This is a genomic window from Paenibacillus sp. MMO-58 (assembly GCF_037146255.1).
Classification (GTDB): Bacteria; Bacillota; Bacilli; order Paenibacillales; family Paenibacillaceae; genus Pristimantibacillus.
The window spans coordinates 651,347-672,537 of sequence record NZ_JBBCVY010000001.1 but is presented as its reverse complement, the minus strand read 5'-3'; the positions used below and the strand labels follow the sequence as shown (position 1 = coordinate 672,537).

The 21,191-nt window shown below is 49.6% G+C and carries 19 protein-coding genes and 1 other RNA gene; 5 read left to right on the top strand and 15 right to left on the bottom strand.

The window, feature by feature from the left end; all coding sequences use genetic code 11:
- Positions 1–29 precede the first annotated feature (29 nt).
- Together WFJ73_RS02955 and WFJ73_RS02950 are read right to left on the bottom strand one after the other, a co-directional pair.
- A complete protein-coding gene (locus WFJ73_RS02955; protein ID WP_336771635.1) occupies positions 30–947 on the bottom strand; it encodes a LysR family transcriptional regulator in 918 nt (305 codons plus the stop codon).
- Between the two features lie 32 nt (positions 948–979).
- Positions 980–1,627 (bottom strand): rhomboid family intramembrane serine protease, encoded by a 648-nt coding sequence (locus WFJ73_RS02950; RefSeq protein ID WP_336771634.1) that lies wholly within the window; start codon positions 1,625–1,627, stop codon positions 980–982.
- A 99-nt stretch (positions 1,628–1,726) separates the two neighbouring features.
- On the opposite strand from WFJ73_RS02950, the gene tpx reads away from it, so the two are divergent.
- Complete coding sequence (tpx, locus tag WFJ73_RS02945; protein ID WP_336771633.1) at positions 1,727–2,245, top strand: thiol peroxidase; 519 nt, start codon at positions 1,727–1,729, stop codon at positions 2,243–2,245.
- Between the two features lie 67 nt (positions 2,246–2,312).
- Here tpx and WFJ73_RS02940 read toward each other — a convergent pair whose 3' ends face one another.
- From WFJ73_RS02940 to WFJ73_RS02925, 4 genes are all read right to left on the bottom strand, one after another.
- Positions 2,313–2,696, bottom strand: coding sequence for a DUF1499 domain-containing protein (locus WFJ73_RS02940; protein WP_127496562.1), 384 nt, complete (start codon positions 2,694–2,696; stop codon positions 2,313–2,315).
- A 156-nt stretch (positions 2,697–2,852) separates the two neighbouring features.
- Positions 2,853–3,036, bottom strand: a non-coding RNA gene (gene ssrS / locus WFJ73_RS02935) — 6S RNA.
- Between the two features lie 51 nt (positions 3,037–3,087).
- Positions 3,088–3,873 carry a YesL family protein gene (locus WFJ73_RS02930; RefSeq protein WP_336771632.1) on the bottom strand — a complete coding sequence of 262 codons (786 nt, stop codon included), beginning with the start codon at positions 3,871–3,873 and terminating at the stop codon, positions 3,088–3,090.
- A 97-nt stretch (positions 3,874–3,970) separates the two neighbouring features.
- Complete coding sequence (locus tag WFJ73_RS02925) at positions 3,971–5,569, bottom strand: DEAD/DEAH box helicase (RefSeq protein WP_336771631.1); 1,599 nt, start codon at positions 5,567–5,569, stop codon at positions 3,971–3,973.
- Positions 5,570–5,727: 158 nt separating this feature from the next.
- Between WFJ73_RS02925 and WFJ73_RS02920 the strand changes: the two genes are divergently transcribed.
- The 3 genes from WFJ73_RS02920 (at position 5,728) to WFJ73_RS02910 (ending at position 8,278) form a co-directional block, all read left to right on the top strand.
- A complete protein-coding gene (locus tag WFJ73_RS02920) occupies positions 5,728–6,567 on the top strand; it encodes a YitT family protein (RefSeq protein ID WP_336771630.1) in 840 nt (279 codons plus the stop codon).
- Between the two features lie 149 nt (positions 6,568–6,716).
- A complete protein-coding gene (locus WFJ73_RS02915) occupies positions 6,717–6,905 on the top strand; it encodes a hypothetical protein (protein WP_015843733.1) in 189 nt (62 codons plus the stop codon).
- 185 nt (positions 6,906–7,090) lie between these two features.
- Entirely contained in the window at positions 7,091–8,278 is a 1,188-nt protein-coding gene (locus WFJ73_RS02910) for a putative glycoside hydrolase (RefSeq protein ID WP_336771629.1), read from the top strand.
- A gap of 182 nt (positions 8,279–8,460) precedes the next feature.
- On the opposite strand, the gene WFJ73_RS02905 is transcribed toward WFJ73_RS02910, so the two are convergent.
- From WFJ73_RS02905 to WFJ73_RS02865, 9 genes are all read right to left on the bottom strand, one after another.
- Complete coding sequence (locus tag WFJ73_RS02905; RefSeq protein WP_336771628.1) at positions 8,461–11,496, bottom strand: efflux RND transporter permease subunit; 3,036 nt, start codon at positions 11,494–11,496, stop codon at positions 8,461–8,463.
- Positions 11,497–11,532: 36 nt separating this feature from the next.
- Positions 11,533–12,222 (bottom strand): response regulator transcription factor, encoded by a 690-nt coding sequence (locus WFJ73_RS02900; protein ID WP_336771627.1) that lies wholly within the window; start codon positions 12,220–12,222, stop codon positions 11,533–11,535.
- The gene (locus WFJ73_RS02895; RefSeq protein ID WP_336771626.1) at positions 12,200–13,681 is read right to left on the bottom strand and encodes a sensor histidine kinase; all 1,482 of its coding nucleotides are present in this window, start codon (positions 13,679–13,681) and stop codon (positions 12,200–12,202) included. Before WFJ73_RS02895 ends, WFJ73_RS02900 begins: the two co-directional genes overlap by 23 nt.
- Positions 13,682–13,772: 91 nt before the next feature.
- The gene (locus WFJ73_RS02890) at positions 13,773–14,846 is read right to left on the bottom strand and encodes a sensor histidine kinase (RefSeq protein WP_336771625.1); all 1,074 of its coding nucleotides are present in this window, start codon (positions 14,844–14,846) and stop codon (positions 13,773–13,775) included.
- Positions 14,843–15,517, bottom strand: coding sequence for a response regulator transcription factor (locus WFJ73_RS02885; protein WP_336771624.1), 675 nt, complete (start codon positions 15,515–15,517; stop codon positions 14,843–14,845). Before WFJ73_RS02885 ends, WFJ73_RS02890 begins: the two co-directional genes overlap by 4 nt.
- Before the next feature lie 17 nt (positions 15,518–15,534).
- A complete protein-coding gene (locus WFJ73_RS02880; protein WP_336771623.1) occupies positions 15,535–17,295 on the bottom strand; it encodes an ABC transporter ATP-binding protein in 1,761 nt (586 codons plus the stop codon).
- Between the two features lie 133 nt (positions 17,296–17,428).
- Positions 17,429–18,397, bottom strand: a complete 969-nt coding sequence (gene pfkA, locus WFJ73_RS02875; RefSeq protein ID WP_336771622.1) for a 6-phosphofructokinase — start codon at positions 18,395–18,397, stop codon at positions 17,429–17,431.
- Between the two features lie 24 nt (positions 18,398–18,421).
- Entirely contained in the window at positions 18,422–19,450 is a 1,029-nt protein-coding gene (locus WFJ73_RS02870; protein WP_336772119.1) for a tetraprenyl-beta-curcumene synthase family protein, read from the bottom strand.
- Between the two features lie 78 nt (positions 19,451–19,528).
- Positions 19,529–19,846, bottom strand: a complete 318-nt coding sequence (locus tag WFJ73_RS02865; protein WP_336771621.1) for a hypothetical protein — start codon at positions 19,844–19,846, stop codon at positions 19,529–19,531.
- Between the two features lie 153 nt (positions 19,847–19,999).
- Between WFJ73_RS02865 and WFJ73_RS02860 the strand changes: the two genes are divergently transcribed.
- The gene (locus WFJ73_RS02860; RefSeq protein WP_336771620.1) at positions 20,000–21,184 is read left to right on the top strand and encodes an MFS transporter; all 1,185 of its coding nucleotides are present in this window, start codon (positions 20,000–20,002) and stop codon (positions 21,182–21,184) included.
- The last annotated feature ends 7 nt before the right edge of the window (positions 21,185–21,191 follow it).

Below are 21,191 nucleotides of genomic sequence, written 5' to 3'. Positions count from 1 at the left end.
TGACGATGGGACAGCCCTTTTTCTATCGTTTATTTCTCTTTGTTTCCCTGCTTACCTTCAAGCTCATTAAAATATCTCAACAGGAAGCCATGGAATACTTTGGCCACTAGCGGCATCTTCTCGTTAGAGCGATGAATGATGCCGATATTCCGCGTTACATTAGGGGTTCTTACCCGAACCTTGGCCGATTGCAGCACGCCCGCGTGATACAAGGCCATCTCCGGCAGCAGACTTACCCCCATACCGGCTGCAACCAAACCTCGGATGGTCTCGGTCTCTTCCCCTTCAAAGCCGATTTTCGGGGTAAATCCGGCCTCCTGGCAGGCTTCCCATACAATTGGTCGCAGCGAGTACCCTTCACTGAACATAACAAACGTATCTTCCTTCAGTTGAATAAGGTCGATCTCCTGCTCTCCGGCTAGCCGATGATTCGGAGGCAGGATAGCAAACAGTTCTTCGGTAAGCAGAACTTCGCCGCAAACCTGCTCATGCTCATCCGGAAAAGGCGAGATAAATGCGAGGTCAATCTCGCCTTTTACCATATCCCGAATCAAGGATGGATACATTCCCTGACGGAATCGAAATTTGACATTAGGATGAAGTTTGCGGAAGGCTGCGACAACTTGGGGAACAACCGACACCCCAAGACTATGCGGAAAGCCTAGCCGGATTTCCCCTTTCTCCGGATCCATAAACTCGTGAATTTCCACGACTGCCCTCTCCAGATCGTCAAGGATCACTTCCGCGCGTTTAAGAAACAGCTGGCCCACCGGCGTGAGCTGCAGATTGCGCCCTTTCTGCAAAAACAGCTTCACACCCAGCTCTTCCTCGAGCTGATGGATTTGACGGCTGACCGCGGATTGCGCAACATGCAGCTCTTCAGCCGCTTGCGTCACATGTTCTTTTTTGGCAACCTTCACAAAATAATAAAGCTGTCGTAGTTCCATAATGTCTCCAATCTCTCCCGTACATCCTGATTCTAATACACGCGCCGTCTCTTCGTCATCGCGCGGTCCAATAAGCCGTAAAGCAAAAATCCTGCAATCCCGCCTCCAACATGCCCAAGCAAGCTCACGCTAGGCACAATAACCGAGAAGACCAGACCAAAGCCAAGAATCGTGTAAACCGTTTTTCTCGAGCCTTGGTCCAGCCATGCCTTGCGGAAGATAGCGATATAGAGAAATGCTCCAAACACCCCGTAGATCGCTCCTGAAGCCCCGGTGGACAAATAAATAGTCCGGTCATCTCCAAACAGACCATGTACCATGCCGGTTAACAAATTCGCGATAATTCCGCATAACAGATAAAACACGGCATATTTCACCGGCTTCAATAACCGCTCCAGAGGCGGAGCAAATACAAGGATCGAAAACATATTAAAGAAAATATGCTGAAAGCTTGAATGCATAAACATCGAGGTTAGAATCCGCCATGGTTCCTTGAGGCCGTACGGATTGTCCGGCATATAGCTGACAAACCCGCCTGACCGTACTAAATGATAATTGTCGTTAATATCCCCCGTCACGGCGATTACAATAAAATAAATGAGATTAAGCGCAATGATCACGGAAGTAACCGGAAAGGCGCGCAAATAACCCCGAAAGCTTTCGTATCTTAAAAAAATCATTACGTATCACTCCTTCCAACCATTGGACAACGCCGATTCATAAAGCTTATAATATAACCTGTTACAAACCTTAAACGTGAGAAGGAGGACATATCCATTATGTCACAAGAACGCACTGGCGTTGCCGCATTTAAAGGCAATCCTATTACATTAATCGGACCGGAAGTAAAAGTGGGAGATCAAGCTCCCGATTTCACTATCAACAAATCGCTTGTCGACTCCGTATCCTTAAAAGATTTCGCAGGTAAAGTAAAATTGATCAGCGTTGTTCCTTCGATCGATACAGGCGTATGCGATGCGCAAACCCGCCGTTTCAACGAAGAAGCCGCTTCGCTGGGCGATAACGTAATCGTGCTGACAGTAAGCGTTGATACTCCATTCGCGCAATCCCGCTGGTGCGGTGCGGCAGGCGTAGATAAAGTCGTGATGCTGTCGGATTTCAAATCGCATGACTTCGGTCAAGCTTACGGCGTATACATAAAAGAATTCGGTCTTGATATGCGCTCCATCTTCGTAATCGACGCAAACGATAAAGTACAATACGTCGAATATCTGTCCGAAATGACAGAACATCCAAACTACGAGCAAGCGATCAACGCTGTTAAAGCTCTCGTATAATTTACGCGTAAATAAAGCGAGTGAAGGCTTGCCTTCCTCGCTTTTTTATTTATTATGTGATTCCTTCTTATGCCTTGAAAGCAGCGAGCTTCTTGTCCAGCGTCCGGTAAATATCAAGAATAACCCGGTAATTGGAACCAAGATCGCCTAGCGAGCCTTTTGAAGCGGAATAAATATCAACTGCCGAGGTAACAGGATTCACGCTAATAACGGTTACCGTTATATCCATTGTACGTCCCGTCATCGTACGTTTCTCCAGGACAATCTCTCCAACCGACTTCACTTCGTGGAGCAGCTTGTAACCCTGCATCTTCTTCAGGGTGGACACAACTTCCTCCCATGCCTTTTCCTTCGAAAGCTTGTAAATATGTGATTTGAGCAGTGGGTCTTTAGCTTTATCGCCCGTCGCTTCGTGACTGCGAAGCAGTCCGATTAGAGTGCGCTTCAACAACGATGATCTCCCCCTCTAGCATCTATGTACATCAAAATAATTGTAGCATGTTTATATGCATGAAAAAAGTCCATAAACCTGTTTCAACATACAAAAGCAGTTCCTTGATCATCCCGCGAGGATAACCAAGGAACTGCCGGTCACTATAATGGCAATAAAAAACCCGCGAATGCCGTCCGACTTACATGCTTCTTAAACCCGCTCTCGCAGGTGGGTGTCCGCAGAAACGTTTTTGAGATCCCCTTTAGAGGGCTTGTCAGCCGCGTTTCAATGTTGGTCTCCCTAGAAACAGCCATTGGTTCAAAACAACGAAAAGCCGAAACGAACATCGCAGGATGTATTGCTATTATAGACGTAAATCCGGCAAAAGTAAACTTCGCATTGCTTGCAATTACTGGTTCCGGTCTCTCTCCGAATCCGTAAGCTCCGCAAGCTCGTTCTCCTGTTCTTCCGCTGCCCTCTTCTTCTCGTTCTCCATCTGATCTTGAAGCTTGCGGTAGATCAAGTGGAAATTCCAGAACGAAAGATAAGCGATTACACTGCCCATGAAAAACGGAATAAGGAACGTATACTGCGTACTGAAGTACATAACCGCCGCGGCCATAATCGCCGTCGAGAACGAACGGATCGGACGTCCGATCGTAATCAGAATCGCGTTTTTCAGCAATTGAAACGTTTTCATATGATAGTGCACAAGCATCGAGAAGAAGTTGAATAAGGAAACAACGAGAAGCAGGCAGATTGCCAGGTACAAATAGGAGAACAAATTGAATTTATCCTGGTAAACAATAAAATCAATAATCATGATGCCAAGTATAAGCGAGTAGAAAATGCCGCCAATCATACTCTGCAAATAGTTCTCTTTGTAACCGCGGAAGAACGTTTTGAACATAGGTACATCGACTTCACCCATCACCCATTTGCGCGCAATCGTAAACATGGCTGCCGTAGCCGGGAACAAGGTGAATGGCGCAATAACCGCCATCATAATTAATGTAGCATACACCTGACTAGTAATCGCAGAATCAGATGTATTCGCCGGGGCTGCAAGAAGTCCGCTCCAAGCGATAAATACAAACGGAATCGAACATACCAGCCATAAGATGTTAATGACCGCCAGACGCATTATCCATTCGGAAATCCGATACAAACCGCCAACAAGGCCTTTTGGTTCCATTTGATTCGCCCCTACCCTAATAGAATGAATAATTATGAAAAAAAGGGAAAGCCCGAATGCCCGTTAGGCATCACGGACTTCCCCTGATCTACATACCTTAGTTGTTTACGAAGTCTTCAGACGAATATTTCGGACGGCGCGGTTCGCTGCTGCTGCTGCTGCGGCCTTCGCCGCTGCGTCCGCGTCCACCGCCGTTGTTGTCGCGATTGCGGTTTTCATAGCTGCCGCGGGATCCGCCGCCGCCATTGCCGCGTCTGTCGTCACGGCCACGGTATCCGCCGCCACCGTTGCCTTGACCGCCACGGTTGCCGCCGCCAAACGAACCGCCGGAGAAACGGCGTCCATTCGAACGGATATCCGGCTTGCGTTTTTTAGCGCGAAGCGGTTCTTCCGGCGTCAGCTCAACGCTAACGTCTTTCTTCTCGCCTGTAAGCAGCTTCAGAGCCGCTGCCATCAAATGCACGGAATCATATTGCTCGAGCAATTGGATCGCACTGCCCTTGTACTCGGTGAAGTCTTCATTCTGAACAACTTCGAGCACGCGCTCAGCCGTCAGGCGTTGCTTGCCTTCGATCGCTTCAGCCAAGCTAGGCAGAGGCTTCTTGCTGATGCGTTGACGCGTAACCTTCTCGATGAAGTGAAGATGGTCCACTTCGCGAGGCGTTACGAACGAATAAGCGGAGCCTTCTTTACCGGCACGACCGGTACGGCCGATCCGGTGAACGTAGCTCTCAGGGTCTTGCGGAAGGTCGAAGTTGATAACGTGCGTTACGCCCGATACGTCGAGACCACGCGCCGCAACGTCGGTTGCCACGAGAACATCGATGCTGCCGTCGCGGAATTTGCGCATAACGTTATCACGCTGGTTCTGAGACAGGTCACCATGCAAGCCATCAGCCGAATATCCGCGTTTTTGCAAACCTTCGCTGAGCTCATCAACACGACGTTTCGTACGACCGAAAATAATGGCGAGTTCAGGCGATTCCATGTCGAGCAAGCGGGCTAGCGCTTCGAATTTCTGACGCTCGTGAACTTCGAAATAATTTTGTTGAATCGTCGGTGCTGTAACTTGTTTTGAAATAACCGCTACATGCTCCGGATTTTTCAGGAATTGCTGTGCCAGCTTCTGAATATTCGGAGGCATTGTTGCCGAGAACAGCAAAGTTTGGCGCTCTTCCGGCACTTGCTTCAGAATGGATTGGATATCCTCCATGAAGCCCATGTCCAGCATTTCGTCCGCTTCGTCAAGAACAACGGTCTGTACATCTTCAAGCTTAATGGTCTTGCGGTTAATATGGTCGAGCAAACGGCCCGGTGTACCGATAATAATTTGCGGCTTCTTTTTCAGCGCGCGAATCTGGCGACCGATTTCTTGTCCGCCGTAGATCGGCAGTGAACGAAGACCTTTGTATTTAGTCAGCTTCCCGATCTCGTCTGCTACTTGGATAGCAAGCTCGCGGGTTGGCGTCATAATCAATGCAACGATGCGTTCTTCACTAGTCGGAATTTTGTTAATAAGTGGAATTCCGAATGCAGCCGTTTTGCCTGTACCCGTCTGTGCTTGACCAATCATATCGCTCCCCGCCATTGCAATTGGGATCGATTTGTCTTGGATCGGGGTAGATTCCTCAAATCCAAGCTCCGTAATTGCCTGCAACACTTTTGGTTCCAGGCCAAATTCAGCAAATGTTTTCAAACTTTTCTCATACTCCTTTTATCTGCAGCCTACTAAAAAATATCCAAACCATTATAGCACATAACAACTTACGAATACCAGCAATGGGCAAAAAGCCATACTACCATAGATTAACAACCGCTGATTTTCAGCGAATTCAATTATGGAGATTACCAAAAATGAACAAATGGATTTTTAAACCCGGTGTTACCGCAGTAGTTATGACCATAGGCGCTTTGCTTATTGCAGGCGCGTTCAATTTGTTCCTCATTCCCCACCAATTGTTGAGCGGCGGCTTGTCCGGCGTTGCGATGATGATCGGCTACATTACCGGCGGAAATATCGGCTGGCTGTATCTGATCCTAAATGTTCCCGTACTCGTCTGGGGCTGGTTTATCGTGGGACGGCGGTTTATCATCTGGAGCATGTACACCGTTCTGGCTTCCACTTTATTTCTCCAGCTCATTCCGGTTACGGCCATAGCCAAAGATTTAGTCTTGGCCTCCGTCTTTGGCGGTATTATCCTTGGCGTTGGAACAGGCATGACCTTAAGATACGGCGGATCTTCCGGCGGCTTCGACATCATCGCATCCATTATAACACGCAAAAGGGACTTGCCGGTCGGATCCATTATTTTCACCCTGAACGGCCTTGTCATAGCGGCACTCGTCCTCTATACGCAGGATTGGAATCTGGCGCTCTACTCCCTGCTGTCCATCTATATAGCGGGTAAAGTGGTCGACATCATCCATGTCCGGCATATTAAAGTAACAGCCTTTATTATAACCACCAAGACGGAGGAGATGCTTAAGAAGCTGCTAAGCCATCCTCGCGGCATTACGATCATCAAGACCAGAGGCGCCTACACGTCAGCCGAACAGGATATGCTGATGACCGTCCGTACGCGATACGAGCTTGCCGAGCTGCGAAAAACGATTGCCTCGATCGATAACCGCGCCTTCGTTAATATCGTGGAAACCGTCGGGGTTATAGGCGACTTCCGGCGGTCGAAGGATTAGCCCAGGTATAATAGACAAACATGGAATCATATACATATCCCTATGTTTTTGCATTTCATCCTGTTATAATGTGGTTATCCCGTTAATTTTGTTTTCTTGCCATATGATTTGCCCTGAACCTATGATGAAAGGGTGATGCTCAGGTGGATATGGAAACAGTCACATTGTCACAGATTGTGGAAAAGCTGGCGCCCGAGCTAAGTTCTTTCCTCACGAAGCGCGAGCTTGCGATTAACATCGTGCTGCGGGATGGATTAGCCGTTCTGGAACCGGAAGATGCAAGGGAAATTGTACAGCACAGCATTTGCGAGCATCAAATACAAGCTTTACTGCAATGACAAAATGGGGTATAAGATCTAGAAAGATTAGCCTGTCGGCTTCGTGCCGGCAGGCTTTTTTGTTTGCAGCGGGACTTGAAACAATTGCCTGCTTAGAAAGAGGCCGGACCGAAAAAAATAATGCCACGATTCCTTCTTCTGCTTTATAATTTGGATGAAAACGCTAACGGGGAGAGGGCATAATTATGGACATTATCTTTTCGACGCTGATGCTTTTGTATCATCTTGTTACGGGAACCGGAGAAGAAAATGCCGCCTCGAAACAGCTTGCTGCCTCTCTTTTTAACGCAGCCGCAGGAAAAACGATTATCCAAGCCGTACCGGCAATGACCACCATAACGCCAGAAGCGTTCAGAGACGGCTTAAAGGCTGATCCCCAGCCGGAGGCACCAATAGTCAAAGGCGTCTACGTAACGGCTTACAGCGCCGGTGGATCGCGTCTGAACTCTCTGCTGAAGCTTATGGACGATACAGAGCTTAACAGCATGGTTATCGACATTAAGGATGATAACGGATACATAACCTATCCGACACAAACGCCCGAGCTGCTGAAGCTTGGGACCACGCAGAAATACATCCCAAACATTCAGACCCTGATGTCGAAGCTGGAGGCCCACAAGGTCTATCCGATTGCCCGGATTGTCGTGTTCAAGGATACGGTTCTGGCGAAAAAGCATCCCGAGTACTCCTACCGTCACGCAGACGGCTCCTTATGGGCTAACGGCAAAGGAGACAGCTTCGTAAATCCTTATCTGCGCGAGGTTTGGGACTATAATGTCGCAGTTGCCAAGGAAGCGGTAAAATTAGGCTTCAAAGAAATCCAATTCGACTACGTGCGTTTCCCGGAAGGATTCGAGAAGAAAGCGGATTCGCTTACTTTCACGAAAACTGAACAAAGCCGGGTTGACGCTGTAGCCGGCTTCGTTAAATACGCCCGGGAGCAGCTCGAGCCGCTTGGCGTTCGGGTTTCCGTCGATATATTCGGCTATGCCGCCTCCGTGCCTGCCGCTGAAGGCATAGGCCAAGACTTTGTAAAGATTTCAAGCGATGTTCACGTTATCTCTCCTATGATCTATCCAAGTCATTACGGCGCAGGGTGGTTCGATCAGCAGGACCCGGACAAGAGTCCGTATGCCACAATTGCCGGAGCAATGAAGGATACGCATAAAAAACTCGATCCGATCGGAGACAAAAAGCCGATCATCCGTCCTTGGATCCAGGATTTCACTGCCAGCTGGCTGGGCAAAGGCCATTATATCAAGTATGGAAGCGCCGAGGTGGAAGCCCAGATCAAAGCCCTCCATGACGCCGGAGTTGACGAATACCTGTTATGGAACGCCGGAAACAATTATTCTGAGGGCGTTAAGTATTAACGCTCCGACGCTCCGGTTATTTCGGTCGCGCGTTCCTTGCGGTTTGTTTCTTGATCAACTTGTTATAGGTTGAAACAAACGCGCAAAAGTCACGCACGACTCGAAATAACCTCCGCTGACCGGCACAAAAAAAGGCTTCTTCGACCAATTGCTGATCGAAGAAGCCGTTTTAATTTTACTAATTATTCCACAACTGCTTTTGCTTTTTTCTTGCGGTTGAACAATTCATATACCATCGGTACGAAGATCAGAGTCAGAAGCGTCGAACTGATCAGACCGCCGATAACGGTGATCGCCATCCCTTTCGAGATCAGACCGCCCGATTCGAAACCAAACGCCAGCGGCAGAAGCGCGCCAACCGTAGCGATAGCGGTCATCAGGATTGGACGCAGACGAGTGCCCGCTGCTTCAAGCAGCGCTTCGCGAACGGACAAGCCTTCTTTTTGCTTCTGAATAACGCGGTCTACGAGTACGATCGCATTCGTTACCACGATACCGATAAGCATCAGCATACCGATCAGAGCGGTAACGCTGATTGTCTCCCCTGCGATCCACAAGCCAACCAATGCACCGATAACGGTGAATGGAAGAGAGAACAGGATAGCAAACGGTGTAAGACCGCCGCCGAATGTGATAACAAGGACCAGATAAACAACAGCGATAGCGGCAAGCATGGCAAGGCCAAGCTGTGTAAACGATTTTTGCATGTCTTCCGTTACGCCGCCCATTTTGATCTCAACGCCTGCAGGCAATTTCATGCCGTCAATCGTTTTCTGAAGATCCGAGGACACGGCGCTAACATTGGAGGATACCACGTCAGCCGTTACTTCCGCATTTATACGGTCGTCAAGACGGGTGATCGTATTCGGCGACTTGCCTTCTTCAATGTTGACTACATCCTTCAGTGCAACCTCCGCGCCGGTTACAGGCGATTTGAGCATTACATTTTCCAGATCGGATTTATTCTTATACGTCTTGGCATCTACCTTCACGTATACATTTACGTCTTCATTGTCTTTCTTGATTGTAGTCAATACCGGGGTATCTCTAACCGGGCTAAGCGCCATTGCTACTTGGCCGGCAGTCAGTCCGTATTGGCTCAGCTTCGCTTGATCCGCTACGATGCGGTATTGTTCATAACGCTCGGAGAGGCTCGAGTCCACTTTCTCAAGATCTTTATTTTCTTTCAGCTTGTTCATCAGATCGGCTACAACCGGATCAAGCGAATCCATATCCGGACCGTATACGACCATAGAGATGGTCGATCCGCCTACGCCGCCGCCTGCGCCGAAGTTCTGCTCTTTCCATTCGCCTTTGCCGCCTAGCTTCTGAAGAAGCGGAACGATCTGATCCTTTTCTTCGGAGAAGTTCTTCGTATCTTCTTTGTAAGTCAGGTTAAACAAAGCTTGCTTCGATGCGCCGGGATTCATCGGATTCTGGCCGCCAACCGCGTATTGCACCACATTAATGCCTTCGCGCTTCATCAGCTCTTTCTCTGCATCCAGCGCCATTTGCTCAACCTGCTCCTTCGTTTCGCCCGGAGCCGGGTTGTACGTTACGATCATCGACTTCTGCTCATCGCCCGGCAGGAAGCTCATGCCGATCAGAGGAGTGAGCGAGAGACTGCCCACAAGCAGAACAATCGCAATAACGGAAGTAATGACTTTATGGTTAAGGGACCATGCCAGAACACCTTTGTACCAGGTTGCCAGGCGGCCATGCTTGTCGTGGTCTACAGCCTTGCCTTCCTTGATGCCGTTCTTGAACATCATATGAGCCAGCATTGGTACAACCGTAATCGCTACAAGCAGGGATGCGAGCAATGCGAATACGACAGTCAAGGCAAACGGCGTGAAGATCTCGCCAACCATGCCGGATACGAACGACAGCGGAAGGAACACGGCAATCGTTACAATTGTCGAGGACATGATTGGAACGAACATTTCGCGGGTCGCATCCAGAATCAATTCTTTGCCTTTCAACCTTTCGCCTTTGAGCGCCATACGGCGGTACACGTTCTCGATAACGACAATCGAGTCGTCGATAACCCGCCCGATCGCGATCGTCATGGCACCAAGCGTCATAATATTAAGCGTAATATCCATTCGGCTCAAGATGAGCAGCGCAATCAGAATCGACAATGGAATCGAAACGACAGCAATAATCGTGGAACGGATGTCGCGCAGGAAGATCATGATGATGAGCACCGCGAACAAAGCACCGATAACCGCTTTCGTGATCATCGTTTCAACCGATTTCTCAATCGGTTTGCCTTGGTCAAGCGTTGTAACGATAGTCAGGCCATCGTTCTTCTCTTCCATAACCTTAATGGCATCCTTCACGTTGTTAACAACGTCAACCGTGTTGGCGTCCGCCGCTTTTACAATGTTAATGCCGATGGAATCCTTGCCGTTCGTACGGGATACCGATTCCGCTTTGCCTTCTACCGTCAGCTTCGCTACATCGCTAAGCTTAACGTTCGGCATCAGAATCAGATTGTTCAAATCTTCTTCCGTAGATACGTTGCCGTCAACAACTACCGCTTTCTCGGTATCGCCGAACTCGAAGATCCCAAGCGGAGCTTTCATTGCAGAGGCTTGAATGATGCCTTTCACGGCATCTTCCGTCAGGCCGAGCTGCGCAAGCTTAGCTTGATCGAATGCCAGCTGCCCTTGCATCACGTTCTGGCCGGAAATTTGAACATCCGCTACGCCAGAAATCCCTTGCAGTTCAGGCAAAACACTGGAGTTGACCAGATCGGTCAGCTGCGCCAGATCTTGCTTGTCGTTTGCGAAGCTAAGCGAAATAACCGGGAAGGCATTCAGGCTGATCCGGGATACATCCGGATCTTGCGCTCCTTCAGGCAATTTCAGGTCGGCAAGAAGGCTTTTTACATCGCTTTCCGCCTTATCCATATCGGTACCGAATTTATATTGAATGATGACCGAAGATGCATTCTCGAAGGACGTCGAGCTGACGCTGTCTACTCCTTCCATATTCCGTGTCTGCTGCTCGATGGGCTTCGTAACTTTCTCCATCACTTCTTCCGGCGCAGCGCCAGGCAGTACGGTGGTTACGCTAACGATTGGCACCGTAATATCCGGCAGCGTCTCCATCTTCATGTTCAGGCCGGAGTACAGGCCCGCGAACAGGACGATAACCGTCATGATCCATAAAGCAAACTTGTTATTCAGCGAAAACTTGATAATGCTTTTCAAATCTTCCCACTCCTTCTCTATTATCTGCTCTTGCTCTTACACTTTGAACCTGTATCCGACACCCCATATCGTCTCGATATATTGCGGGTTCGACGGATCATGTTCGATTTTTTCACGCAGCCTCCGAATATGAACCGTTACCGTAGCTGCGTCGCCGTTTGAGTCCAGACCCCATATCCGCTCAAACAGCTCCTCCTTTTCAAAAACCCGGTTAGGATGGGAAGCTAGGAGCAGCAGGAGATCGTATTCCTTGGAAGTCAGCATGGCCTCCCGGTCATGAATCGTAACCCTTCTGGATGTTTTATCGATCAAAAGCCCCCGGATCCCGATCTGTTCGTGGCTCTCGCCCCGGTCGGCAGTCAGTCGCTCGTATCTGGCTAAATGCGCCTTAACCCTTGCCACCAGCTCGCTTGGACTAAACGGCTTCGTCATGTAATCATCCGCGCCTAGACCAAGTCCTCTGATCTTATCGATATCTTCCTTCTTCGCCGTAACCATCAGCACCGGTATATTCTTCGTCTGCCTGATTTGGCGGCAAATTTCGAATCCGTCCAGCTTCGGCAGCATGACATCCAGAATGATCAGATCATAGGAACCGCTCAAAGCCTTCTGCAGCCCGACGTCCCCGCGCCCTTCAATCTCGACGGCAAAACCGTGGCTCTCCAGGTAATCCCGCTCCAGCTCGGCAATGGCCTTCTCATCTTCAATGATTAGTATGCTCTTCATGCTCTATCACCACCGTTCTAACCGGCTCGGCTCTAGGGAGAAGGAAGCAGAATCTTGCCCCTCCGCCTTCCGCATTTTCCGCCCAGACCGTACCGCCATGCCCTTCAATAATTTGTTTGACGATAGCAAGACCTAACCCGCTTCCACCCGTCTCGGAGTTCCGGGATTGCTCCGCCCGGTAGAACCGGTCAAAGATATACGGAAGATCTTCCTTATCAATCCCGGGTCCAGTGTCCTCGACGGCAACGAGCACATCGCTTCCTTTCTCCCGAACCGAGACCGTAACCCTCTTGTCCGCGGATTCCGGGAGCTGGCCCATATATTTTTCGCTGTTGTTCAAAATATTCGTCAATACCCGTCCAAGCTTGTCCGGATCGGCCGCGATAAGCAGCTGCTCGCCGGGAGGAGCCTCAAACCTGAGCTGCACGCCCGACTTTTCCAGATCAAACCTCTGCTCCTCCAGGTAATGCCCCAAATATTTGACCGAATCGATCGTTTTGAAATCAAAGGCTACCTTGTGCAGATCCAGCTTGGAAAATAAAAATAATTCGTCAATCAATTGATCCATGTCGTTAGCCTTGTGATAGATGGTCTCCATATAGCGCTGACGCTTCTCGTCCGTGTTGGCGATGCCGTCCATAATGCCTTCCACATAGCCTTTAATCGCGGAGATAGGCGTCTTCAAATCATGCGAGATATGGGACAGCAGCTGCTTCCGGTTTTCCTCGTACTGCAAGCTTTGATCGATGGACTGCTTGAGCTGAATCCTCATCGCTTCGAAGGCGGCGGCGAGCTGGCCAACCTCTCCTTTGCTCTTGACAACAACCTTTTGCGATAAATCGCCGTCTTTGATCTGCAGGGCAGCCGTCTTCAGCGCATGAATCGGCCGAATGATGCTTCGGGAAACATAATAGGTCAGTATAAGACTGGACAAACCTATAAACGCGATAAAGATCAAAGTTCCAATGGGCCTCCAAAGCGGCGGCACAACATCGTAACGGCGAAGCAGCAGCATCTGTCCGTTGTGTCCGTCCGGATACCGAAAGGCGATATCGTTGATTTGAAACTTGAAAGCTTTGAAAGATACCGTTTCCGGTGACTTGTCAAACAAACCTTGCCAATCCTCATGCGGTGACAGTTCCTTCAAAAATACCGGGACCTCCGTTACGATTCCGTCCTTCGTCATAATTAGACCTGCCCATTGATCAGCCAGCCTCCGCTGAAGCTTTTCCGTATACGCAGGGGACGACAGCTTGTCGGTATCATTCTCGAGAACGTATTTCAATTCACCGTAAATAAGGGACTGGTTCGTCTTCTCCTCCTTCTCCACGCGGAAATATTCCCTCAAATCCTGCATGCCTCCGGCATAAAGCACAAACACGACAAAACCCAAGATCAAGACCATCGGCAGAAAAACCATGGCCAAATACGACATGTACAGCTTTACTCGTATGGACAATCGTACTCACCCTGACTGCGGAAGTTTTGAATCTATCGTTTATCATAACCGTGAATTCTAAACGAACTCGAAAGCATTTCTTACAAAGTTCTTACAAATGGCTCCTCGTTGCAGGCAGCGTTACGATAAAGACGGAGCCATCGCCAAGCTCGCTTTCCACGACAACGGTGCCCTGATGCATCTCGACGATTTTTTTCACCAGCGACAGCCCAAGCCCGCTTCCCCCAACCTTGCGGCTTCTTGCCTTGTCTGATTTGAAAAAGCGATCAAAAATAAGCTCGTGCTGATCGGCGGCAATGCCAATCCCGGTATCCTTGATCCGGAATTCCACAAAGCTCCCTTTTCGCCTTAAAGTAACGTCGATCTGACCGCCTTCCGGCGTAAACTTGATGCTATTGCTGATCAGATTAATCCAGACCTGACTGAGCAGATCTTCATCGGCTTCCACGTAAACATCGTCCAGATCCGCATTAAGTTCAATGGATTTCCCCGTCCACTGGGGCTCACAAGAAAGAATAAGCGTTCCGAGCTGTCGGTCCAGCCGGTAACGCTTAGGCTCGAAGGGATGCTTCTCCGAATCAAGCGAGGCAAGCCGGAGCAAATTCTCGCTGAGCTTGGACAGCCTGGAGCTTTCACCTTCGATAATACGCAAATATTTCATCCTGGTGTCAGAATCAATCGACTGATTCTGCAGCGCACGCGCAAATCCGCTGATGGAGGTAAGCGGTGTCTGGATTTCATGCGAAACGTCGGAAATAAACTCCTGCCGAAGCTCCTCCAGCTTCTCGAGTCCGTCTGCCATCAAGTTAATCTCGTCAAGAATCTCCATGTACCTTGGGTCCATCCTGCCGAAGTTGAGACGCACCTTGAAATCGCCTTGCGCAATCCGTCTAAGCGCGTCTCTCATCGAATTCGTAAACTCCTTCTGCCTTTTGTGAAAAAAGAAAAAGCCAATTAACTGGATCACAAGCCCCATCAAAAAGAAACCGCCCAGCAGATTCAACAGTTGAGCGACATAATGATGAGGAGTCCAATTGATCTGGTTATATAACCAGTGGCTAAAAAAATAAACGGCAGTCCAGCATGCTGTAACAAATGAAAGCATGAGGCTGAATTGGCCTATTCTTACGAGTACTTTAAGCACAAGCTTAAGCTTATCCTTCAACCCTGCACCTCCAGACGATAGCCTAGCCCGCGAATCGTCGCAATTCGGAACGTATGTTGCGCTTCCGGGAATCTTTCGCGCAGTCGATTGATATGGACATCCAGCGTCCGTTCGTTCCCTTCGAAATCATATCCCCATATTTCTTCAATGAGCTGCCCGCGCGAGAAGGATTGCCCCGGATAGCTGGCTAGCTTGAACAAAAGCTCGAATTCCTTAAGCGGAAGCGTCATGCTCTGCCCATTGGCCTGAACGGCATAGGTTTTCCGGTCAAGAGTAAGATCCCCCGCTTGAACGGTTTGCGAAGACGCAATCCGGTAACGCTTAAGCAGCGCCTTCACCCGCGCGATTAACTCCAGGGGCTCAAACGGCTTAACCAGATAATCATCGGCGCCCAGCTCAAAGCCCTTCAGCTTCTGGGCCGTCTCCCCTTTCGCCGTCAGCATAAGCCGCGGCAGATCATAATGATCGCGGATCTCGGCGCATAACTCCCAACCGTCCATGTTAGGCATCATCACGTCCATAATGACGAGATCCGCTTTGGCCGAGTCCAATATTTTCAAAGCATCCAGCCCGTCACAGGCTTCCAGCACCTCAAATCCTTCAACCTTCAAGTAATGGCTGATTAATTCCCGAATATGCAAATCGTCGTCAACGACCAGTATGCAAGCCATGGTCATCCTCCCTTTCTTTACGAGATTTTCTCTAATCGCAATTGCTGGTTGGCAAACTCGCGATACAGCTCATGGGATTGCAGCAGCTGCTCATGCGTGCCTCTTCCCGTAATCGTTCCTTTCTCGACAAACAAAATCTGATCGGCATCCACAACGGTGGATAAACGATGCGCGATGACCAGCGTTGTACGCCCAACCATCAGATTGTCGAGAGCTTGCTGCACGACAATCTCCGATTTGCTGTCCAGGCTTGAAGTCGCCTCATCCAGCATCAGAATTTGAGGATCCCGAAGGATGGCCCTAGCAATAGCAATCCGCTGACGCTGCCCGCCGGACAGCTTGATGCCTCGTTCGCCAACCTCCGTCTCGTACCGGCCCGGAAGCTCATCAATAAAGACATCCGCATAGGCCATTTTCGCAGCCAGCTTTATTTCCTCATCGGTTACCGTTCTGCCCGTGCCGTAAGTCAGATTATCCCGGACCGTCCCGGCAATAATCGGGCTTTCCTGCGACACATAGCCGATCTTGCTGCGCCAATCATGCAACGAAAGATCAAAGATATTTTCCCGCCCGATACGGACGGTTCCTTGCTGCGGTTGATAAAAACGTTCAAGAAGCGAGAACAGGGTTGTTTTCCCGCCTCCGCTTGGACCAACAATCGCCGTCACCGTACCCGGCTGAAGCGTAAAATCGATATGCCGGAGAACATCATCCTGCTCGCCGTATGCAAACGTGACATCCTCCGCCACAATCGGCTGCCTTGCGTCAAGCAACGGACGACCTTGGCGTAAAGGCTCTTCTTCCGAATACAAGGTAGCGATAATCCGTTCCGTCGCTCCGATTGCCTTCTGCATTTGCGTGAAAAATTGCGAAATCTGGTTGATCGGGAACACGATCTGAATCAGATATAGAATAAAAGCGACCAAATCACCGGCCGACAGCTCCCCTGACGATACGCGCATTCCGCCGTAAGCAATAATCAGAACAAGCATCCCCATCATGACCAGACCTACAATCGGGAAAATAACCGCCTGCAGCTTGCCTTCCCGAATGCCGAGACCAAGCAGCTTCACGATGGAGCGCTTGCCGTTGTTATATTCATAGTCTTCTGCATTTGATGCTTTAACTAATCGGATTTCCGACAACGCCTGATCAAGCACCGTCGTAAAGGCTGCCGTCTCGTCTTGAAGCTCTCTTGAAATCTTCGTCATCTTCCGGCCTACCGGAATAAAGATCAGCATCGCAACCGGCACGGCGGTCAACATCAACAGCGTCATTTTCCAATCCAGGAACAAAAGGATCGTTACCGCGCCTATAATCGAAATCAATCCGTTAAAAAATCCGGTCAAATGCTCCGTAATCAATCCTTTGACGATCCCCGTATCATTGATTACCCGGCTTACCGTATCCCCTGTCCGGTGCTTATCGAAATAGGGCACGGTCAAGACAAGCAGCTTCTTCCATAACCGGTCGCGCAGGCTTGCGACAACGTTTTGCCCAACCCGGTTAAGCAAGTAGATGGAAACTCCCGATGCCGCCGCCTGCCCAAGAAAGGCCAAGCATAGCCCAATAATCTGCATAGTACTTATATCGGTAATGGAAAAGCTGTCCACTACATTTTTCGTTAATAAAGGCACCGCAAGCCCAACAACGGTAGAAATAACGCTTAATCCTATCGCGATTCCGAGCAGCCATTTCGAAGGTTTGGTGTCCAGCATCAGCTTCAGAAACGGACGCCAGCTCCCTCCGACTTGGCGCTTGTTCTCCTCTTGTCTCATTGATTTCATCCCTCCCCTGCCAACATTCTAGTCATTCCGAAGAATACTACGGCATTGTAAACCCAATTTAAACAAAAAAGCGCCAGAGCAACAATTGCTCTGGCGGGTTACATTCTCGTTATATAGGCTTGTCTTATTGGGAAAGGCGAAGAGCCAGGTTGTACATTTCCATATTAAACGGCTTCTTGGAGTTAACGACTTTATCAATATCCGTCGTTACCAGCTCGCCGCGGACAATACCGCAAGCTTTGCCCGATTCGCCTTCCATAAGCTGATGAACGGCAAAATCGCCCAGACGGCTTGCCAAAATCCGGTCTATTGCAGTTGGCGTACCGCCGCGTTGAATGTGTCCAAGAACCGTTACGCGAGGCTCCAGTCCGCAGCCCTTCGTAATTTCTCTTGCCACGTCTTCACCACGTCCCGCGCCTTCCGCAACAACTACGATACTATGGCGTTTGCCTTTCGCAAAGTTGCTCTCCATACGCTCGGACACTTCAGCCATGTCGATTGGCACTTCCGGAACGATAATCGTTTCGGCGCCGCTAGCAAGACCCGCATACAATGCGATATCGCCGCAATGGCGGCCCATAACTTCCACAACCGACGAACGTTCATGCGAAGACATGGTGTCGCGGATTTTGTTGATCGCGTCGACTACGATGCTGACAGCCGTATCGAAGCCAATCGTAAAGTCTGTAAACGGAATATCGTTGTCGATTGTACCGGGAAGCCCCATCGTCTTAATGCCAAGCTTGCTTAATTTATTAGCGCCTTGATAAGAACCGTCGCCGCCGATCACGACCAGACCGTCAATACCGCGCGCACGCAGAACTTCAGCGCCGCGCTGTTGTCCTTCAAGCGTCGTAAACTCTTTGCAGCGCGCCGTTTGAAGAATCGTGCCGCCGCGTTGGATAATATCGCCTACGCTGCGAAGATCCATCTTGAAGAGGTCATCATTGATCAGACCTTGATAGCCGCGTTGAACGCCATATACATCGAGACCATTATACAGAGCGCTCCGGACAACGGCGCGGACCGCCGCGTTCATGCCTTGAGAGTCGCCTCCGCTCGTTAATACAGCAATAGATTTTACAGATGACATAATCATTCCTCCAAGTAGTTTTATCTAAACCTGTTGTCTTCGAATCCAGATGCTGTTGACCAAAAAAAACAGGCGGGTAAGCGGGCTGTTCTTCATCAGCTTGCGGGATGCGGCCAGCACATCCGACTGGGTCCGGACCTTGGGATCGGATAGGTACAGGGCTAGCAGCCCCTCTATAATAAGCCGATGAAAGCCGGCTGACGGGAGTTTTTTCACATCTTCCCTGGCCCTATTAACAATCGTGACAATCCGTTCTACAAGCTGCTGCTGACTGTCGTAATAATGACAGAAATTCAAATCGCCGCCGGCTCGGTCTTCTTCCTGATCGATCAAATAATCGAGCATGATATGAAGGCCGCACACATGCGGGAAATATATATTTTTAATTGCTTCCGCGTCTTCCGGACGTAACGTCTTGTCGCTCGCCGCCGTAAACAGCATAAACATGCCTAGCGTCGAGCCCGTCGCGGCTGCAAATTCATTCCAATATAAACCGGGATACCTGTCGGCATACGGCTTCCACCAAGCGAGAAGACTATCCTCGCGAAGGTCCTTGCGAATATGCTTATACACCTGAAGATCGGTGTACAAGCCAACAAGCTCCGTAACGTACGGCTGTGCCGCAGCATACGAAGGCAGCATTGAAACACAGTGTTGACATAAATTTACCAAATGATGCAAGTAACCGCCGTCGTTCCGCTCCTGGCGCAAAGCGTAGTAATCCTTTACCGCTGCTGACGGGTCGACCGCATCCAGCATCGATTGATGGAGCAAACGGAAATCATCCGGGTCCAGTGAAGTACTCCGGTCGCATAGATTGTCCAGATAATCGCTGATCGTCTGCAGCGCTACTATTAGAGGGATTAGAACGTACCGCTCGTCCAAATTCATTGAGGCGTAAATCGCGCCGCCTTGGCAATGAAACTTCTTGCTGTCCATGCTCTGAAGGGCCTGCGACCGAAGCTCGGGATCCGGAATCTGCTCGGCCAGCCTGCGAAGCTTCCGCAGCTCGATATTCACTTCAGGCAATATGTACTTGTAGACGCGGTGCATGAGCTTTAACGGGCGTTCGGGTATCCGATTGCCGGACAAAGTCGTTACTCTCACAACGCACCTCCTTCTAAGACAGCCTTACGTATGCCAGCGGGAATCCAGCTCCTGATTCGTACGGTACCAGATATGCAAGTCGTTAATCCGGCTAGCGTATTCGGCAATCTCCGCATTCAATCGGCAAGACTCTTCGAAATTCTCTTCCTCGTACAATTGATTCTGCATACGGTTAATAACTCTCTCAAATTCCATAACCCGATCCGGTATTGTTCCCCTAATGAGCTCCCACCGTTCCACGATGTCCAACTGCTCGACGGAAGAATACTGCTCCCAGTCCGCTTCAAGCACCGGCAATGCGATCAAGAGCCGCTCATTCCACTCAAACCGATACATCAACATTCGTGAACCTCCAGACAATAATGTACCATTTCGACAAACAATAATCCAGCCTATCATGCTATACTGTTAAACAATGTTGTTTGATAAGCACATGCTTACGAAGTAAGAATTATCGCGAAGAACGCGCGTTAATTCTTTTCAGGAGGAAAACATATGGATCACTCAGACAGCGCGGCTCCTTCCGCAGCTACGGTCAAACGGGATACGCTTTCGCTAAGAGCCTTCAGCTTTGCGATGTATTCCACGCAGGCTCTGCTCATCTCTTATATCCCCTTATATTTTATGGATCAGGGGTTCTCGGCGCATCAGATTGGCATTATTTATTCGACCGGCCCCTTTATCTCTATCTTTGCAAATCTCTTGCTAGGCATGGCTAGCGACAGGTTCCGGACGATCAAGAAGCTGCTTACCGTTCTGTTGTTCGGTCAGCTGGTTATGATCTCTTTCTTGTTCCCGGTTCATCACTTTGCCCTCATCTGTCTTGTCATGACGGCCTTTTATTTCTTTCAGACACCAATGAACCCGCTCAGCGACAGCCTGATCCTGCTTGCCAGCCAGCACATTAAGACACCGTATGCGCTAATCCGCATATTTGGCTCGCTTGGTTTTGCCATATCGGCTTACCTGTTTGGTCTAATCTTGAAAGGGATTGGTACGGAATGGACTTTGCCGCTAGGTCTAGGCACAATAACCGTCACGATCCTATTGTCGTTCTTCTTGAAGGATTACCATGGCAATACCCGCAAAATCGACTTTTCGGGATTTTTCAAATTGCTTCGCAAGCCCGAAATCTTATTTTTCTTCTTCATTATATTGCTTGTCTCGATCAGCCACCGGATGAACGAAAGCTTCCTGGCCATTGCCCTGCGGGAGATGGGCGCATCGGATTCCCAGGTTGGATTGGCCTGGCTGTTCTCCGCGATCAGCGAAATTCCGGTATTGTTCCTGATGGGCAAATACGGGCATAAATTCAAAGAGCTGCCATTGCTCGTATTCGCCTGCCTGATGTATATGCTCCGGTTCTGGCTGGCTTCCGTGCTGGACGATCCCCGTCTCGTGCTCAGTACGCAGCTTATGCACAGCGTCAGCTTCGGCATCTATTTCTCGACGGCGCTCCGTTACTTGTCTCAGCTTATCCCCGACGAGTACCGCTCCTCGGGCCAGGCCGTCTATGCCGTTGTATGGTCGGGACTCGCCGGCCTGATCAGCGGTACGGTCGGAGGTTATTTCTTCGAGCATTTTGGACGGAGCAGCTTTTATCAAATGGGTGCCGTGCTTGCCCTGATCTCGGCGGTTCTGTTCTTCTGCCAACATGTATTCGCGCGAAATCATTCTTAATAACGCA

Excerpts from the sequence above, each read along its gene's own strand:
- WFJ73_RS02885 (WP_336771624.1), bottom strand. The coding sequence starts at position 15,517 with ATGGCTTGCATACTGGTCGTTGACGACGATTTGCATATTCGGGAATTA.
- WFJ73_RS02930 (WP_336771632.1), bottom strand. The coding sequence starts at position 3,873 with ATGGAACCAAAAGGCCTTGTTGGCGGTTTGTATCGGATTTCCGAATGG.
- WFJ73_RS02915 (WP_015843733.1), top strand. The coding sequence starts at position 6,717 with ATGGAAACAGTCACATTGTCACAGATTGTGGAAAAGCTGGCGCCCGAG.
- WFJ73_RS02900 (WP_336771627.1), bottom strand. The coding sequence starts at position 12,222 with ATGAAGAGCATACTAATCATTGAAGATGAGAAGGCCATTGCCGAGCTG.
- WFJ73_RS02950 (WP_336771634.1), bottom strand. The coding sequence starts at position 1,627 with ATGATTTTTTTAAGATACGAAAGCTTTCGGGGTTATTTGCGCGCCTTT.
- pfkA (WP_336771622.1), bottom strand. The coding sequence starts at position 18,397 with ATGTCATCTGTAAAATCTATTGCTGTATTAACGAGCGGAGGCGACTCT.
- WFJ73_RS02880 (WP_336771623.1), bottom strand. The coding sequence starts at position 17,295 with ATGAGACAAGAGGAGAACAAGCGCCAAGTCGGAGGGAGCTGGCGTCCG.
- WFJ73_RS02920 (WP_336771630.1), top strand. The coding sequence starts at position 5,728 with ATGAACAAATGGATTTTTAAACCCGGTGTTACCGCAGTAGTTATGACC.
- WFJ73_RS02910 (WP_336771629.1), top strand. The coding sequence starts at position 7,091 with ATGGACATTATCTTTTCGACGCTGATGCTTTTGTATCATCTTGTTACG.
- WFJ73_RS02860 (WP_336771620.1), top strand. The coding sequence starts at position 20,000 with ATGGATCACTCAGACAGCGCGGCTCCTTCCGCAGCTACGGTCAAACGG.
- WFJ73_RS02865 (WP_336771621.1), bottom strand. The coding sequence starts at position 19,846 with ATGTTGATGTATCGGTTTGAGTGGAATGAGCGGCTCTTGATCGCATTG.
- tpx (WP_336771633.1), top strand. The coding sequence starts at position 1,727 with ATGTCACAAGAACGCACTGGCGTTGCCGCATTTAAAGGCAATCCTATT.
- WFJ73_RS02955 (WP_336771635.1), bottom strand. The coding sequence starts at position 947 with ATGGAACTACGACAGCTTTATTATTTTGTGAAGGTTGCCAAAAAAGAA.
- WFJ73_RS02870 (WP_336772119.1), bottom strand. The coding sequence starts at position 19,450 with ATGCACCGCGTCTACAAGTACATATTGCCTGAAGTGAATATCGAGCTG.